The organism is Bradyrhizobium sp. dw_78, assembly GCF_018449525.1.
Lineage (GTDB): Bacteria > Pseudomonadota > Alphaproteobacteria > Rhizobiales > Xanthobacteraceae > Bradyrhizobium.
In genome coordinates, this window is record NZ_JAAVUS010000011.1 from 17,061 (window position 1) to 32,665 (window position 15,605).

Here is a 15,605-nt window from a genome sequence, read left to right on the forward strand (position 1 = left end):
ATGCATACACCGGCCATATCCGCGATCAACGTCAGCCGCGTGCGAATTCGCGTCAGCGGAGCCGTACAAGGCGTCGGATTCCGGCCTTTCATGCATCATCTGGCCGCACGCTACAGCCTCGCGGGCTTCGTTCTGAATGACGGAGAAAGCGTTGTGGCGGAGATCGAGGGTGTTCAGCTGGATAAGTTTATCGGCGAATTGGACATGCAGAAGCCGACTCTTGCACGGATCGACCGAATTGTGGTCACCTCCCTGCCATTCGAGGGGCAAAAGGGATTTACGATTCGCGAAAGTGTGGGAACTGAGCGCGGATCGGCCCGCATCGTTCCCGATGCAGCCACATGCCCATCATGCCTCGGCGAACTGTTCGACGTTGACAGCCGCTTCCATCTTTATGCCTTCGTGACATGTACGCAGTGCGGCCCACGGTCCACGATTGTCCATAGGTTGCCTTACGATCGACTGAATACCTCAATGGCTGGATTCGCCCCGTGCGGGGCGTGCGCGCGTGACTACCGCGATCCCGCCAACCGCCGGTTCCACGCGGAGACGATTGCATGTGCGGTGTGCGGTCCGCGGATGAGCCATTCCATCGGTGAGATAGCCGCGGCTCTGCGCCGCGGGATGATCGTGGCTTTGAAAGGGGTCGGCGCTTATCAGCTCATGTGTGATGCAACGAACGAAGCCGCGGTAACCCAATTACGCCGGCGTAAGCAACGGCCGGGTAAGCCTCTCGCAGTCATGGCCGCCAATGTTGCGTCGGTCGAATACTTTGCTGCGCCGACCGTCGAGGAGCGGAAATTGCTCGGCCACATCTGCCGCCCAATCGTTCTTGTGCGAAGTCGTATGGAATTGGCTCCATCCGTGGCACCTGGAATGAATCGCGTCGGCGTCATGCTTCCTTCCGCGCCCGTTCATCATCTGCTGTTCCACGCTTTAGCAGGTTATCCAGCGGGCTTGGTCTGGCTTGACGCACCCCATCTGACGTCGCTTGTCGCCACCAGCGCCAATATCGGTGGCCAACCCCCGATCATCGACGAGCTTGAGGCAAAAGAAGCGCTCGTTGATATCGCCGATCTGGTGGTGACGCATGATCGGCCGATCCTCGTCCGCATGGATGATTCTGTCATGGCCGTCGTCGATGACGCGCCCGTCATGATTCGCCGGTCGCGCGGTCTCGTGCCCGAACCGATCGATCTTGGGGAGGATGGACCAACCGTGCTCGCGACCGGAGCGCATCTGAAGGCGACGCTCTGTGTGACTCGGGGACGCGAGGCCTTCGTCTCCCAGCATTTGGGCGATCTCCGTGCGGCGGATACGATCCGCTTCTATCAGGATACTGCACGGCAAATGATGGCGACCCTGGGAGTCGCGCCCGAGATCGTTGCTTGTGATCTACATCCCGACTATCGCTCTACATTGTTTGCCCAATCGACCGGCTTGCCGCTGCTACAGGTTCAGCACCACGCCGCGCATATAGCTGCCGTCGCCGCCGAACATCAGATGCGGGGAAGAGTTCTCGGAGTGGCACTCGATGGCTATGGCTACGGTGACGATGGAGCCGCATGGGGCGGTGAACTGATTTTGTTAAGCGGCGCGACGTGGAAAAGATTGGGTCACCTTGCTCCTCTTGCGATGCCGGGGGGAGACCGCGCCGCGCTGGAGCCGTGGCGGATGGGCGTAGCCGCTTTAACCGCTTTGGGCCGAGGTGCGGAAGCCGCCAGACGTTTTCCCGGCATAGCGCTAGCGAGCCGCCTTGCGTCAGCGCCGGATGTGATCGGGGCTGCGGTGATGACAACCAGCATGGGACGACTGTTCGATGCCGCCGCTGCACTGCTCGGCGTGAACACACGACAGAACTATGAGGGCCAGGCGGCGATGGAACTAGAGGCGTTGGTGCGTAGCGCGAAATGCCTGCCCAGCGGTTATCGCATCGCCAACCATGTGCTGGATTTCCGCCCCCTTCTGGCCGGACTTCTGGAGCCGGGTTTGCAGGCGGACGAGGGCGCGGACGTGTTCCACGGCACGCTGATCGAAGGTCTCGCCGAATGGATTAGCCGGACGGCCAATGAACTCGGCGGGATCGAAATTGTGCTCGGTGGTGGCTGCCTGACAAATCGTGTTCTGGCGGAGGGGCTTGCTTTTCGGTTGCGTGGCTTAGGCCTCAATCCGCGGCTGCCACGCGCGGTACCCGCCAACGATGGCGGTCTTTCGCTCGGGCAGGCGGCGATGGCGCGGGCTTATCTCGTCGCCGGGACCGCCGCCTCAAGCCATGCAATAAGGAGATGATCGTATGTGTCTCGCCATCCCCATCCGTGTCGAACAGCTTCTTCCAGACGATATGGCGCGGGTCACGTTGGGTGGCGTCTCGAAGATCGTATCCACAGCTCTCGTCGAGGCAGTGCGAGTCGGCGATTATCTGATCATCCATGTCGGCTACGCGTTGGCGAGACTCGATCCGGACGAAGCCGAGCGCACGCTCGCATTGATGCGCGAGGCTGCGGTGCCCGAGATGGAAGAGTGCCGGCCATGAGATATATCGATGAATATCGTGACGGTGCATTGGCCCGCGCTATCGCCGTAACTATAGCCCGCGAAGCAGTGCCGGATCGTCGGTACCAGTTCATGGAGTTCTGTGGCGGCCACACCCATGCAATTTCGCGCTACGGGATCGAGGATTTACTTCCTGCAAACATCCAGATGGTGCATGGGCCAGGTTGTCCTGTTTGCGTCCTCCCGGTAGGGCGCATTGATGACGCCATCAGAATGGCGATGCGCCCTGAGGTGACGCTATGTACCTATGCAGATCTGCTACGTGTACCGGCCTCCGGCGATACCAGCTTGCTCAAGGCGCGCGCCGCCGGCGCTGACATCCGCATGGTATATTCGACGCTGGATGCGATCCGCCTCGCCGAGGCGGAACCGGATCGCGAGGTCGTTTTTTTTGCGATCGGATTTGAGACGACCACCCCGCCGACTGCGATTGCTATCCGGCAGGCGCGCAAAAAGCGGCTGACGAATTTCAGCGTGTTCTGCAACCACGTTCTCACGCCGCCGGCGATCCGCGCAATCCTCGACAGCCCGGAGGTGCCGGGTCTTGGGCGTGTTCGGGTCGACGGTTTCGTGGGACCAGCCCATGTCAGCACGGTGATCGGGACACTGCCGTACGATAGTGTCGCCGCGGAATTCGAAAAGCCTGTCGTCATCGCGGGGTTCGAACCGCTCGATGTGGTGCAGGCCATCCTCATGCTGGTCCGCCAGATGAACGAGGGCCGCCATGATGTAGAAAACCAATATATCCGAGCGGTCACGGCGCAAGGCAACCTGATCGCACAGCGGGAAATCGCCGAGATCTTTGAAGTGCGCGCGAGTTTCGAATGGCGTGGATTGGGAGAGCTTCCGGCGAGCGCGCTGCGTTTCCGCGAATCCTATGCCGATCTCGATGCAGAGCGACGCTTCGTAATTGAAACCATACCGGCTGCCGACAATCCCGCCTGTGAATGCGCTACCATTCTCCGGGGCCTCAAGAAGCCTGCGCAGTGTAAACTGTTCGGCACGCTTTGCTCCCCCGAGACGCCGATGGGCCCTTGCATGGTATCGCCGGAAGGAGCCTGCGCCGCGCACTGGACCTACGGTCGGTTTCGAGACAAAGCGAAAATCGACGCGGAAAAGGCCATCGCATGACCGCATCGAGACTCCGCACACGCAAACTGGATCTCCGGAGTGGTCGCGTCGACCTGTCCCATGGCGCGGGTGGCCGGGCGATGACGCAGCTGATCAAGGACGTGTTCCTGGAGGCTTTCACAAACCCGTTGCTTGACCAGGGCAACGACCAGGCCGCATTTAATGTGCCGGGCGGCCGCATGGTGATGTCGACCGACGCGTATGTCATTTCGCCCTTGTTCTTTCCGGGCGGGGACATCGGCTCCCTGGCTGTGCATGGCACGATCAATGACGTGGCCATGGCGGGTGCCCGCCCGTTGCACCTCGCGGTCAGCTTCATCCTCGAGGAAGGCTTTCCGCTGGCTGACCTGCAAAAGATCGCAAACAGTATGGGCAATGCCGCGCGCGATGCGAAGATCACGATCGTAACTGGCGACACCAAGGTCGTCGAGCGCGGGAAAGCTGACGGCGTTTTCATCTCGACGACCGGGATTGGCGTGGTCCCGCCCGGCCTCGATCTGTCAGGGGATCGCGCGCGGCCGGGCGATCAAGTCATCCTCTCCGGTTCGATCGGAGACCACGGGGTGGCGGTGATGTCGAAACGCAGCAATCTCGGATTCGAGACGGAAATACAGTCGGACAGCGCGGCTCTGCACGAACTCGTTTTTGCAATGGTGGATGCTGTCGGACCGTCGCTTCGCCTCATGCGCGACCCGACCCGCGGTGGGCTGGCCGCTACCCTCAACGAGATCTCGCAGCAATCGGGAGTGGGATTCTCCATCAACGAGAGCACGATCCCGGTTCGGCCGGAAGTGGCCGCCGCCTGCGAACTCCTGGGATTGGACCCGCTCAATGTTGCCAATGAAGGCAAGTTGATCGCCGTCGTGGCGCCGGAAGCTGTCGAGGCCCTGCTCGCTGCGATGCGTGGTCATCCGCTGGGTCGTGACGCCGCTCTCATCGGTGCGGCGACCCAAGACGATCAACATTTTGTGCAGATGACGACCTCATTTGGTGGTGGCCGCATCGTGGACTGGCTCTCCGGTGAACAGCTTCCGAGGATTTGCTGACAACAAGATTGCTGTGCAAACCCGAGCCGAGCGCGGCTCATCCGGTTAGACGCGACGTGTCCCCCTCAACGGCACGCCCGCCGTGACGCCCAGCGCGCAATGACATCAATGTGATGTTGCAAGATTAGCTGCACCAGAGCACCGCTCATCCGATTCGACCGGCCAACGGCGTGGTTTCGGGGGCGTTCTGTTTCTCGATTCTGAGTTGGCGGGCGTGAGTAGTTTCCGAGTCTACCCCCGCAGTTCTATTGATGGCTATGGTTCAGCAACTACCCGGCGACCTTTGGTCGCCTTACGACATCGAAAGAGAACCAGGACATGGCCTATCAAAGTCTCAATCCCGCCACCGGCAAGCTCATCAAGAAATTCGAAGAGCTCACCGACAAGCAGCTCGAGGAAAAGCTGGCCATCGCCGCGAAATGTTTCGAAACCTGGAAGCGAAAGTCGTACGCCGAGCGTGCGGTGATCGTAAACAAGGCAGCGAAGCTGCTGCACGAACAGGCCGAGGCATTTGCGCATACCATGACGCTGGAAATGGGCAAGCGGATCGGTGAGGCGCGGGGCGAGGTGGAGTTCAGCTCGAATATCCTTGCCTACTACGCCAAGAACGCCGAACGGTTCCTTGCCAACGTCGAACTCCATCCGACGCTCGGCGATGGTCATATGGAAAGCAGCCCCATTGGCGTGATCTTCGGTGTGGAACCCTGGAACTTTCCCTACTATCAGCTTGCCCGTGTCGCGGGTCCGCATCTGATGGCGGGCAACGTACTGGTGGTGAAGCATGCCGGCTGCGTTCCACAATGCGCGGTCGCCTTCGAAAAGCTCTGGATCGATGCCGGTGCGCCGGCCGGTCTATATACCAATCTGCTGATCTCGCATGAGCAGTCCGACCGCGTGGTCGATGATCCTAGGGTCAAGGGTGTAGCGCTGACCGGCAGCGTTGCCGCCGGCAAGAGCATTGCGGCTCGCGCCGGCAAGGCCCTCAAGCCATCCTCGATGGAGCTCGGCGGCAGCGACGCGTTCATCGTACTCGACGACGCCGACCTCGAACATACCGTGAAGTGGGCGGTATGGGGCCGGATGTACAATACTGGGCAGACCTGCTGCGCCGCGAAGCGGTTCATCGTTGTCGAAAAGCTCGCCGACAAATTTCTCGAGAAGTTCAAGACCGCACTCGAAGCGCTCAAGGCCGGTGATCCCTTGGACGAGAAGACAACAATGGGTCCGTTGTCCACGGAATCGGCGTTGGTCGATCTTCTCAAACAGGTCGACGTTGCTGTTGCTCACGGAGCCAAAGTGCTCATGGGCGGCAAGCGGGTCGATCGTCCGGGCGCCTTCATGCAGCCCACGATTTTGACGGACGTCAAACCGGATAACCCAGCTTTCCGTGACGAATTCTTCGGTCCGGTTGCGATGTTCTTCCGCGTCAAGGACGAAGACGCTGCCATCGCGCTTGCTAATGATTCCGACTTTGGCCTCGGCGGCTCCGTGTTCACCAAGGATCTCGCACGCGGCAAACGTGTGGCCAGCCAAGTCGATACCGGCATGATGTTCATCAACAGCATCAGCTGGTCGGATGCGGAGCTGCCGTTTGGCGGCATCAAGAACTCCGGCTACGGGCGCGAGCTTGGCGACATGGGTATCCAGGAGTTCGTGAACAAGAAGCTGGTTCGCTACGTGACGGCCGAAGCGCCACTCTGAAGCACTTCGATCGACGCCATTGATCTGGCGTCGATCGCGCGGCGCAGACTGCGTCATCGCGTAGGCCGTGGTCGGCGTCCAGCGCTTTCCGTCAGTCCGTTGGTTCGAATAGCGTCAAGAGCCGGAGTCACTCATGTATGTCAACGTCGCCGTTCTCAAGGAAACACAGCTGCATGAACGCAGGGTGGCGCTGGTGCCGTCAGTGACCGGCAAGCTGATCAAGCTGGGCGCTAAACTTCATATGCAGTTGGACGCTGGCGCCGCAGTCAAATTAAGCGACGCCGCATTCAAGGACGTTACGTTCATGACTGATCGCAAGGTGCTGGTTAGTGACGCCGACGTGGTGCTTGCCGTGCAGCCGCCTGATCTGGCTGTAATCGATACGATGAAAGAAGGCGCGATCCTGATTTCATTCGTCTATGCGGAAAATGAAAAGGCGCTGGTACAGCGCTTGCTGGACAGGAAGATCACCTGTTTTGCGATGGAACGCGTCCCGCGTATTACCCGGGCCCAAGCCATGGATGCCTTGTCGAGCCAGTCTGCTTTGGCCGGCTATTATGCCGTTGCAATCGGCATGACCCATATGGCCAGCGTGCTCCCCAAGATCACGTCGGCCGCGGGCGTGATTGGGCCGGCCAAGGTGTTGGTCATGGGCTTGGGCGTTGCGGGCTTGGAGGCGATCGCCACCGCCCAGCGGCTCGGCGCCGTGGTCGAGGGCTACGACATCCGCCCTGCAACCAAGGATCAAGCGCTTTCACTGGGCGCGACCTTCGTGGATACGGGCGTGGATGCCACAGGTGAGGGCGGGTACGCCCGTGCGCTCACGCCTGAGGAAAAGATCAAGGTCGAAGACGCGCTTACCAAGCATATCCAGGGTTCCGACCTGATCATTACCACCGCCGCAATTCCCGGCAGGCCGTCGCCGAAACTCATCAGCAGGGCGCAAGTAGCCGGCATGAAATCAGGCGCCGTAATTGTCGATCTCTCCGCCGAAGGCGGCGGAAATTGCGAGGACACGCGACCCGGCGAAACGGCTGCGATCGGTCCGGTGACGATCGTTGCCCCGCTGAATGTTCCGTCGCTACTCGGCAGGGATGCCAGTGAGCTCTATGCGAAGAATGTCGCAAGCCTGCTCATGCTGATGATGAAGGACAACATCATCGCCCTGAACTGGGACGATGAGGTGCTTGCCAAGACGGTCCTGACCCACGCGGGAAGGATGCACAGCGATAAGAGCGAGCAGGGCGCCTATCCCAGCAACGCCATCGAGAAAACTGCCGGCAAGGCGCCCATCAAGGCGGCCTGAGTGCGAGGAGGAGATAGCGCAATGGACTTTTCAATCGAGATCACCGGCTTTGTGGCTTTGTATATCTTCATGCTGGCTGCCTTTGCCGGTTGGGTCATCATCGGCCATGTCCCGGCAATCCTGCATACGCCTCTGATGTCCGGATCGAATTTTGTGCATGGCATCGTGGTCGTCGGCGGCATGTTCGCACTTCTCAACGCCAGCACGGTTCAGGAGCAGGCAATCGGCTTTTTCGCTGTGCTGCTTGGCGCCGGCAATGCCGCGGGCGGGTATGCCGTGACCCATCGTATGCTTGCCATGTTCCAGACAAGCGGCCACGCCGACAAACGATAAAGAGCAACTCATGCGAAGCCGAGTTCAAAATGGCGCGTTGAGGGAATGACAATGACAAGTATTGCCCAATTGATCATCGGTGTAACTGATCTTGCGGCTGCGTTTCTCTTTATGTACGGGCTCAAGCGGATGTCGTCGCCGGTGACCGCGCCGTCAGGCATCTTCGTGGCTGGCATCGGTATGTTGGTGGCCATCCTCGCGAGCTTTCTCTATGTCTTTGATGCAGGTGCGTCCGCAAAGCCGCACTTGGTGGCTAATGCAGGGCTTGGTGTCGTCGCGCTTATCGTCGGAGGCGGCGTCGCCTGGTGGGCCGGCAAGAAAGTCGCGATGACGGCCATGCCGCAGATGGTTGCCATCTATAACGGCATGGGAGGCGGCGCCGCCGGCGCGATCGCAGCGGTCGAACTGTTCAGCGCCAGGGTGCCGGGAGCGGTTCAGCTTGTGGTGACCTTGCTGGGCGCCCTGATCGGCGCAATTTCCTTCTCCGGCTCGCTGATTGCCTGGGCCAAGCTCCAGGGCGTCCTTAACAAGCCGCTGCGGGTGAAGGGCCAGCAAATCTTCAATGGCTTGGTGATGCTGACGACCCTCGCCGTGGGCGGTTACATTGTTTTCGTAGCTGACCGTGGTGTAACCCCGCTGATACCGATGCCCGATCTGATCTGGCTGTTCTTCGGCTGCGCATTGGTGTTTGGCATTTTGATGACGCTACCGATCGGCGGCGCCGATATGCCGGTGGTGATCTCGATCTACAATGCCTTTACCGGTCTCGCGGTGGGCCTCGAAGGGTTCGTGCTGCAGAACCCGGCGTTGATGATCGCCGGCATGGTGGTTGGCGCCGCCGGTCTGCTCCTGACGCTGCTGATGGCGAAGGCGATGAACCGCTCGATCAGCAACATCCTGTTCACAAACTTCGGAACCGTCGTCCAGCGAAAGCAGGGCGACATCAAAGGCAGTCTCAAGCCGGTTGAGGCGGGCGATGCCGGTATCTTCATGCGTTACGCCAGCACGGTCATCATTGTACCAGGCTATGGTCTCGCCGTCGCGCAGGGACAGCAGAAGCTCTATGAGTTCGTTAAACTACTGCAGGGGGCCGGCGTTTCGGTCAAATTCGCGGTCCATCCGGTGGCTGGGCGCATGCCCGGTCAGATGGACGTCCTGCTGGCGGAGGCGGGGGTCCCTTACGACCTGATTTTTCAACTCGACGACATCAACGAGGAATTCGCCAACACCGATGTTGCGCTGGTCATCGGCGCCAACGATGTGGTGAACCCCGCGGCGCGAACCGAAAAATCTTCGCCGATTTACGGCATGCCGATCCTTAACGCCGACAAGGCCAAGAAGGTCTACGTGGTCAAGCGTGGCGAAGGCAAAGGCTATGCCGGCATCGTGAACGCGCTGTTCTACGGCGACAATTGCGACATGGTCTATGGCGATGCCGCAGCCGTGCTGGGGAAGATGATCGAGGCGGTCCGCGCCTTGGGTACAAAAGCTGCCGCGTGAGCGGTCGTTGAAGGATGTCGACTGATTCAACTCGAAAGCAGGAGCTACCAAATGGCCGCAAAAATGCACGTAGCCGTCGTCGAGCAGTTCGGAAAACCCTTGGTGCAGCAGGAATGGGACATCCCATCCCCTGGGCCCGGTCAAATCCTGGTCAAGACCGAGGCCTGCGGCGTTTGCCATACTGATTTGCATGCCGCGACCGGCGACTGGCCGCTAAAGCCCAAGCTGCCGTTCATTCCGGGACACGAGGCCATCGGCCGCGTCACCGCGGTGGGAGCCGGCGTTACGATCGTTAAGGAGGGCGACCGCGTCGGCGTGCCCTGGCTCTATTCGGCATGCGGTCATTGCGAGCATTGCCTGAGCGCGTGGGAGACGGTGTGCGGCGAAGCGCAATTCGGCGGCTATACGAGGAATGGCGGCTTTGCCGAATACGTCATAGCCGATCCGAACTACGTCGCTCACATACCGGCCGACCTCGACCCAAAGCAGGCCGCTCCCCTGATCTGTGCCGGCATCACGAGTTACAAGGGCATCAAGGAGACCAAGACCAAGCCGGGTGACTGGATCGTCATCTCGGGCGCCGGCGGCCTCGGGCATCTCGCCATTCAATATGCCAAGGTCATGGGCCTGCAGGTCTGCGCCGTCGATATCGATGACGCCAAGCTCGCGCTGGCGAAAACCATGGGGGCCGATCTTGTGGTCAACGCCCTGCATGGCGACCCGGCAGAAGCCGTGAAGAAGGGCACTAACGGTGGCGCGCATGGCGTGCTGATCACCGCGCCATCGCTCGGTGCGTTCAAGCAGGGCATCGGCATGACGCGCAAGCGCGGCACCTGCGTCCTGGTCGGCCTACCGCCGGGTGATTTTCCCGTGCCGCTGTTTGATGTCGTGGCGAACTGCATCACCATCCGCGGTTCCTTTGTCGGCACCCGCGAGGATATGGTCGAAGCGCTGGCGTTTGCCGCCGAGGGCAAGGTCAAAGCTGATATCGAGCTACAGCCGCTTTCGGACATCAACGACGTCTTCGATCGCCTCAAGCACGGCAAGGTGGCCGGCCGCGTGGTGCTCGATTTCTTGGGAACGAAGGCTGACGATCGTCAATCGAAAGCCTCCGCGGCTAAACGCGATACCATCGCCGTATAGGTCGCCGCGCAGCACGATGGCCAGATCTTCCGCGTCAGGCACGAGCGTCAACTTCTCGATTGGCGTCCGGAAGACTTCCGCCGCCTCGGCCCTCACATCCTCGTTCTGCGGGCTCCCATAGAGTACCGCGATCCGCTGGCGATAAATCTCCGCCATGTTCGGATGCAGGAGGGGCGGTGGCTCCTCAGCGTTCGTCGCGAGCGTTGTTGCGCCTCGTTGAGACCATCGTGAATAATACAAGCGGTAGATACTGATCCATTTGCCGGCGTTGGCCCCTTAGGCGTTGGCGTAGTATGAAAGCAATTGCTGCGCGTCATCGGAAAGCCAGTCGGCCACCCCGGATATGTAGCCGGCGATGCGTCCAGATGGCGTGATCAGGTAGGTCACCGGCATGCCGTAGGCCGAGAGGGCGGCCGGACTCTCGTTCGACGCGCTTACGAGCTTCCCTTCCGGGTCGAGGTAGATGGGGAGCGAACGAACGGCGAGCCTGTCGAGAAAGGACTTGATGTCAGTTCGGTCTTTCTTCTCGGCCGATACGGCGGCGACCTGGACTTGACCGGCCGTCGCCTGATGAAATCGTTCCAGCAACGGAAGGTCAGTCCGGCATGCATCGCACCAGGTCGCCCAAAGATTGACAAGCAGGATCTTGTTGGCGACAGGAGCCAAACGTGCGGGCCGGCCCTTCAAATCGGTCAACGTCACGGCAGGCAATTGCGTCGCCGGCTCAATGATCGTGAACTGGAATCTCGATGTCCGGAAGGCAGGCGGGCGATCATAGGTCTGAGCCCGCGACCGCCCGCTCGGAAGGAGGGATACGGCGAAACCCAGAAGCGGGAAAAGAGCCACGCGACGGGAAATCGGGCGGGGAAGGAAGGGTGACGCAGAAGCCGATCTATCCATGGATATAGCTCCACCGCGCTTCCTGGAGTTCGATAACCCGGCGGATGCCGAACGGGACGAGCCGCGCGCCTGGAATCAAAGGGATGGCGGTGCCTTCCTTTTGCTCCGCGATCTGCCGTGACGAATTGCACATGCTGAAAACAATGCCGGGCACGGTTCGTAGCACTTCGGCGAGTGGCGACTGAAAAGGAGATTTGTCGGCGCGGAAGATCGTGATCCCCGAACCGTTTGCGACGACCTCGATACGGATCTGCTCGTTCGACTCACCGACACCATCTGGCATTTCCACGGCATGTTGAAACCGCCACCGCAGGCGCAGACCTTGATCGACGTACCGCCGGATCCGGCAAACCAGGATTCCGGCGGCGCACTGCTTTACGACGACCGTGTTACCACGGCCGGCCGGCTGATCGTTTCCACTCGATCCATTTTATCATCACGGCAGCAATTTCATGCCGGCGACGACGAAGTTTCTGGACGGGATTTTGCCGTGGGCGAGGGCGATGGCGCATTCGTCGGGTGCGTAGAGCGACGCTCAACCTGTCTTATGGATTGTCTGATCTATTCGCGATTTTCTCCGGGGGGCCGTGGCAGCCGAGCGGCACCATGGCGCCGATCGTTTCCTGGGCCGCGAGCGGGATCGGACGCTAGGCCCCGCGCCCAGGCGGTGTCGATCGGGCCAGGGCAGACACAATTGGCACGCACGCCATAAGGCGCCTGTTCCAGCGCGCCCCCTCGGCGGAGGCGAACTTTTGTGTCGATTTGAGTGGACGAGGTGGGTCTTTGCTTGCCGCACGCTCCGCACTGGATTTGATTTATATTTCGGATGGGGCCGGTTGGGACCGCAAATCCGGTTACGTCTCGGGTGGAGCGGAACGACCGTAATGGACAAATTGCGCTGGTTCCGCGCTTAAATAAACGACATTCGCACGAGGCGTTCGCTATAACGCCCCATTTTTTACCGGATTGCGCTTTGGTAAAAGCGATCGCGGCAGTATGAGGGGAGTGCGTGCGTTTCTCATCATCCGGATTGTGTGGAGAAATGCTTTTAAGATTGGTGACGTGTCATCGCGGCGGTGAATGCAGTTAAAGTCGACCATTACAGGTGGTGATCTATTCAAGCGCCGAAAGGCCACGCCCGGCAAACTCATCTGTGAAACGGTTGCCGGCACTAGCGACACACCGAAACCTGCCGCGACAAGCGATACGGCCGTTACGGAGTCGACTACCTCCTGAGAGATGGCGGGCTGAAATCCATCTTCAAGGCAAAGCGCAAATATCATATCCATCAAATTCGGTCTTGGCCCACTGGCAAAAATCACCATCGGTCGTTCGGAAATCTGCTTAAGCGAAACCGAAGATCGCTTGGACAAAGGGTCGGCCTCGTTGATGGCAACGACCAACGGCTCACTGCGCACCTTTTCGTTGGCGATTCCGGCCAGCTTCAGACCAAGAAGATTGAAGCCGACCGTGACGCGACGATCATACAATGCTTCGAGCTGTTTCTCCTTGTTCATCGCGTGGACAACGACCTCGATGTCGGGAAATTGCATCCGGAACGTTTGCAGTAATTGCGGTACAGCGAGGATATTCGAGCCGAATAGGCCGACGTCCAGCCGGCCCGATTGGCCCAGACCCGCCAGCTTCGTGCGCTCTTGCGCACGCGTTGCCAGCGCGAGAATGTTGCGCGCTTCCTCAAATAGGACTTGGCCGGCATTTGTCATTCGAACGCCCTTACGGGTTCGCTGAAACAGGGAAGTGCCCACCTCCGTTTCAAGTTGCTGTATCTGCCGGGTCAGGGGTGGCTGCGCCATATTCAGTCGGTTCGCCGCACGGCCAATGTTTGCTTCTTCAGCAACAGCTATGAAGTAGCGCAAACGTCGGAGATCCATCACGCCTCCAATTCAATCATACCAGGAAGGTATGATAGCGCCATGTAACATATATTGGACGGTATCAAAATAGACCGATACTGCTTTGAACACCAACCGTCGCCTGAACGAGCGACGGAATCAGAACAGGGGAGAAACATGCTCATCAAGCTTGGAGGGTTACTGTGCTCGGCTGTACTGCTTTGCTGCTCCATTTCGAAGGCTGGAGCCCTGGAATTTCCGACGAGAGTGGTGCGTATCATTGTGCCCTACGCGCCTGGTGGTTCTGCAGAAGCGCAAGCTCGAACGCTTGCCGAAGAGCTAAGCAAAATCTGGAAGCAGCAGGTCATCGTCGAGGATAAACCAGGCGCGGGTACGACGATTGGCGCAGCCTACGTGGCGAGTTCGCCACCTGACGGTTACACGCTATACTTGGCCGGGACATCGCATACCATCGCACCCAGTCTCTACAACAGCGTCAGGTACGACGCAGTCAAAAGTTTTTCGCCAATTTCCCGCGTCGCGACGTCTCCGTTCATCTTGATGGTCAATCCATCGTTGGGAGTTAATTCGGTTGCGGACTTTCTTGCTTTGGCCCGAGCCAAGCCGGGAAAGCTAAATTACGGTACCTCGGGTATCGGCGCGGGCCCTCATCTTGCCACAGAAATGCTGGTGGCCGCGACCAAGATCGACGTGCGTCATGTGCCTTTCAAGGGTTCTGCGCCTGCGATGACCGCATTGCTTGGAAATTTCGTTGAGTTCGGTATGGGCGATATGAGCGCATTGCCCAGCATCAAGGCTGGCTCGCTGCAGGCCCTCGCCGTCACAACAGCAAAACGGAGCTCGCAGTTGCCCGATGTTCCTACGTTTGATGAAGCCATTCAGAGGGGACTCGAGGTAACGAACTGGAGTTCGATTCTCGCGCCGGCAAACACCCCGCCCGAATTGATAAATTTCATCAACGGTTCAATCGCCGCCGCCTTGCAATCGCCGGATTTGAAAAAGTCGTATGAAGCGCAAGGGTTCGAGCCGGCGCCGAGCACGCCTGATGAACTTCGAGATTTCATGACTGCCGAGGTCAAGAAATATCGAGATTTGGTCGAGCAAGCGGGAATCCAGGCGGAATGAAGCCGAGGGCCTGACGGCCGTATCGAGGCGGTGATGCGAAGCGGTAGCGACCAAAGGGTCGAGCGGGAACATATATAAATCAAGTGCTGATACCTCAAAGGAAGCAGTAAAATGAAGTTGGTCAGTTTTCAACACGGCGGTTCTTGTCATTACGGAGCAGTGAAGGGCACCAAGGTCGTGGACCTTGGTTCGAGGTTGGGAAGTCTATACCCCACGATCGTCGATTTCATTGCGCGGGATGGCCTGCCCATCGCGAAGTCGGTTGTCGAAAACGAGGCTGGGGATTTTGAATATGACGATCTGGCATTATTGCCGGTCGTGCCCAACCCAAGTCGTATCATATGCGTCGGTCTTAATTACCATGACCACATCAGCGAAGCGAACCGTCAGCTCAACCGAACGGATAAGGGGTTTGACCGGCCGATGATTTTTGCACGCTGGCCGGAATCCTTGACTGCGCACCGGCAGCCAATCTTTCGGCCTAAGGTATCGACTCAACTCGACTACGAGGCCGAACTGCTTGCGGTTATTGGCAAGGACACCGGTCGCTACGTGCCGGCAGACAAGGCGCTCGATTACGTATTCGGATATTCGTGTCTGAACGAAGCTTGCCTGCGCGACTACCAAAAGCACAGCCGGCAGATTAACCCTGGCAAGAATTTCGAGAAGACAGGCGCCACGGGCCCATGGATCGTGACGGCTAACGAAATAAAGGATCCCGAAAATCTTGACATTGAAATGCGCCTCAACGGCAAGACCATGCAGAAGGCCAATACGAAGGACATGATCCACTCTGTGGCACAGGTCATCGAGTATGTAACGGAATGGATGCCGCTGCGTGCCGGCGATTTGATCGCCAGCGGAACCATGGGCGGCGTTGGATTTGCACGAGATCCGCAGGTTTTCATGAAGCCCGGCGACGTCGCCGAGATCATCATCGAAGGCATCGGTACGTTGCGCAACGTGATCGAGGACGAGCGGATTTAAGGCCGC

General features: G+C 59.3%; 14 protein-coding genes. 11 read left to right on the forward strand and 3 right to left on the reverse strand.

Going from position 1 to position 15,605, the window contains the following annotated elements:
• The 9 genes from hypF (at position 1) to adhP (ending at position 10,713) form a co-directional block, all read left to right on the forward strand.
• Positions 1–2,289, forward strand: coding sequence for a carbamoyltransferase HypF (hypF, locus tag HB630_RS24220; RefSeq protein WP_213775235.1), 2,289 nt, complete (start codon positions 1–3; stop codon positions 2,287–2,289).
• Positions 2,290–2,293: 4 nt separating this feature from the next.
• Entirely contained in the window at positions 2,294–2,533 is a 240-nt protein-coding gene (locus HB630_RS24225; RefSeq protein WP_213775236.1) for a HypC/HybG/HupF family hydrogenase formation chaperone, read from the forward strand.
• Positions 2,530–3,684 (forward strand): hydrogenase formation protein HypD, encoded by a 1,155-nt coding sequence (hypD, locus tag HB630_RS24230; RefSeq protein WP_213775237.1) that lies wholly within the window; start codon positions 2,530–2,532, stop codon positions 3,682–3,684. The genes HB630_RS24225 and hypD overlap by 4 nt, the downstream gene beginning before the upstream one ends.
• Positions 3,681–4,730 carry a hydrogenase expression/formation protein HypE gene (gene hypE, locus HB630_RS24235; protein ID WP_213775238.1) on the forward strand — a complete coding sequence of 350 codons (1,050 nt, stop codon included), beginning with the start codon at positions 3,681–3,683 and terminating at the stop codon, positions 4,728–4,730. The genes hypD and hypE overlap by 4 nt, the downstream gene beginning before the upstream one ends.
• A gap of 318 nt (positions 4,731–5,048) precedes the next feature.
• Complete coding sequence (locus HB630_RS24240) at positions 5,049–6,431, forward strand: NAD-dependent succinate-semialdehyde dehydrogenase (RefSeq protein ID WP_213775239.1); 1,383 nt, start codon at positions 5,049–5,051, stop codon at positions 6,429–6,431.
• A gap of 133 nt (positions 6,432–6,564) precedes the next feature.
• Positions 6,565–7,737 carry an NAD(P) transhydrogenase subunit alpha gene (locus tag HB630_RS24245; protein WP_213775240.1) on the forward strand — a complete coding sequence of 391 codons (1,173 nt, stop codon included), beginning with the start codon at positions 6,565–6,567 and terminating at the stop codon, positions 7,735–7,737.
• A 21-nt stretch (positions 7,738–7,758) separates the two neighbouring features.
• The gene (locus HB630_RS24250) at positions 7,759–8,070 is read left to right on the forward strand and encodes an NAD(P) transhydrogenase subunit alpha (protein WP_213775241.1); all 312 of its coding nucleotides are present in this window, start codon (positions 7,759–7,761) and stop codon (positions 8,068–8,070) included.
• A 51-nt stretch (positions 8,071–8,121) separates the two neighbouring features.
• The gene (locus HB630_RS24255) at positions 8,122–9,570 is read left to right on the forward strand and encodes an NAD(P)(+) transhydrogenase (Re/Si-specific) subunit beta (RefSeq protein WP_213775242.1); all 1,449 of its coding nucleotides are present in this window, start codon (positions 8,122–8,124) and stop codon (positions 9,568–9,570) included.
• Between the two features lie 51 nt (positions 9,571–9,621).
• Positions 9,622–10,713: an alcohol dehydrogenase AdhP gene (gene adhP, locus HB630_RS24260; protein WP_213775243.1), complete on the forward strand. Its 1,092-nt coding sequence runs from the start codon at positions 9,622–9,624 to the stop codon at positions 10,711–10,713.
• Positions 10,714–10,989: 276 nt separating this feature from the next.
• Here adhP and HB630_RS24265 read toward each other — a convergent pair whose 3' ends face one another.
• The 3 genes from HB630_RS24265 to HB630_RS24275 form a co-directional block, all read right to left on the reverse strand.
• Positions 10,990–11,424, reverse strand: a complete 435-nt coding sequence (locus HB630_RS24265; protein ID WP_213775244.1) for a TlpA disulfide reductase family protein — start codon at positions 11,422–11,424, stop codon at positions 10,990–10,992.
• Positions 11,425–11,605: 181 nt separating this feature from the next.
• On the reverse strand, positions 11,606–11,902 hold the full coding sequence (locus HB630_RS24270; protein ID WP_213775245.1) for a hypothetical protein: 297 nt from the start codon (positions 11,900–11,902) through the stop codon (positions 11,606–11,608).
• Positions 11,903–12,554: 652 nt separating this feature from the next.
• On the reverse strand, positions 12,555–13,505 hold the full coding sequence (locus HB630_RS24275) for a LysR family transcriptional regulator (RefSeq protein WP_213775246.1): 951 nt from the start codon (positions 13,503–13,505) through the stop codon (positions 12,555–12,557).
• A 138-nt stretch (positions 13,506–13,643) separates the two neighbouring features.
• Here HB630_RS24275 and HB630_RS24280 point away from each other — a divergent pair, with 138 nt between their 5' ends.
• Positions 13,644–14,612: a tripartite tricarboxylate transporter substrate binding protein gene (locus tag HB630_RS24280; RefSeq protein ID WP_213775247.1), complete on the forward strand. Its 969-nt coding sequence runs from the start codon at positions 13,644–13,646 to the stop codon at positions 14,610–14,612.
• A gap of 111 nt (positions 14,613–14,723) precedes the next feature.
• On the forward strand, positions 14,724–15,599 hold the full coding sequence (locus HB630_RS24285; RefSeq protein WP_213775248.1) for a fumarylacetoacetate hydrolase family protein: 876 nt from the start codon (positions 14,724–14,726) through the stop codon (positions 15,597–15,599).
• Positions 15,600–15,605 lie beyond the last annotated feature (6 nt).

Bases quoted from the DNA above. Each gene is read 5' to 3' on its own strand.
- hypF (WP_213775235.1), top strand. From the start codon at position 1: ATGCATACACCGGCCATATCCGCGATCAACGTCAGCCGCGTGCGAATT.
- HB630_RS24225 (WP_213775236.1), top strand. From the start codon at position 2,294: ATGTGTCTCGCCATCCCCATCCGTGTCGAACAGCTTCTTCCAGACGAT.
- hypD (WP_213775237.1), top strand. From the start codon at position 2,530: ATGAGATATATCGATGAATATCGTGACGGTGCATTGGCCCGCGCTATC.
- hypE (WP_213775238.1), top strand. From the start codon at position 3,681: ATGACCGCATCGAGACTCCGCACACGCAAACTGGATCTCCGGAGTGGT.
- HB630_RS24240 (WP_213775239.1), top strand. From the start codon at position 5,049: ATGGCCTATCAAAGTCTCAATCCCGCCACCGGCAAGCTCATCAAGAAA.
- HB630_RS24245 (WP_213775240.1), top strand. From the start codon at position 6,565: ATGTATGTCAACGTCGCCGTTCTCAAGGAAACACAGCTGCATGAACGC.
- HB630_RS24250 (WP_213775241.1), top strand. From the start codon at position 7,759: ATGGACTTTTCAATCGAGATCACCGGCTTTGTGGCTTTGTATATCTTC.
- HB630_RS24255 (WP_213775242.1), top strand. From the start codon at position 8,122: ATGACAAGTATTGCCCAATTGATCATCGGTGTAACTGATCTTGCGGCT.
- adhP (WP_213775243.1), top strand. From the start codon at position 9,622: ATGGCCGCAAAAATGCACGTAGCCGTCGTCGAGCAGTTCGGAAAACCC.
- HB630_RS24275 (WP_213775246.1), bottom strand. From the start codon at position 13,505: ATGGATCTCCGACGTTTGCGCTACTTCATAGCTGTTGCTGAAGAAGCA.
- HB630_RS24280 (WP_213775247.1), top strand. From the start codon at position 13,644: ATGCTCATCAAGCTTGGAGGGTTACTGTGCTCGGCTGTACTGCTTTGC.
- HB630_RS24285 (WP_213775248.1), top strand. From the start codon at position 14,724: ATGAAGTTGGTCAGTTTTCAACACGGCGGTTCTTGTCATTACGGAGCA.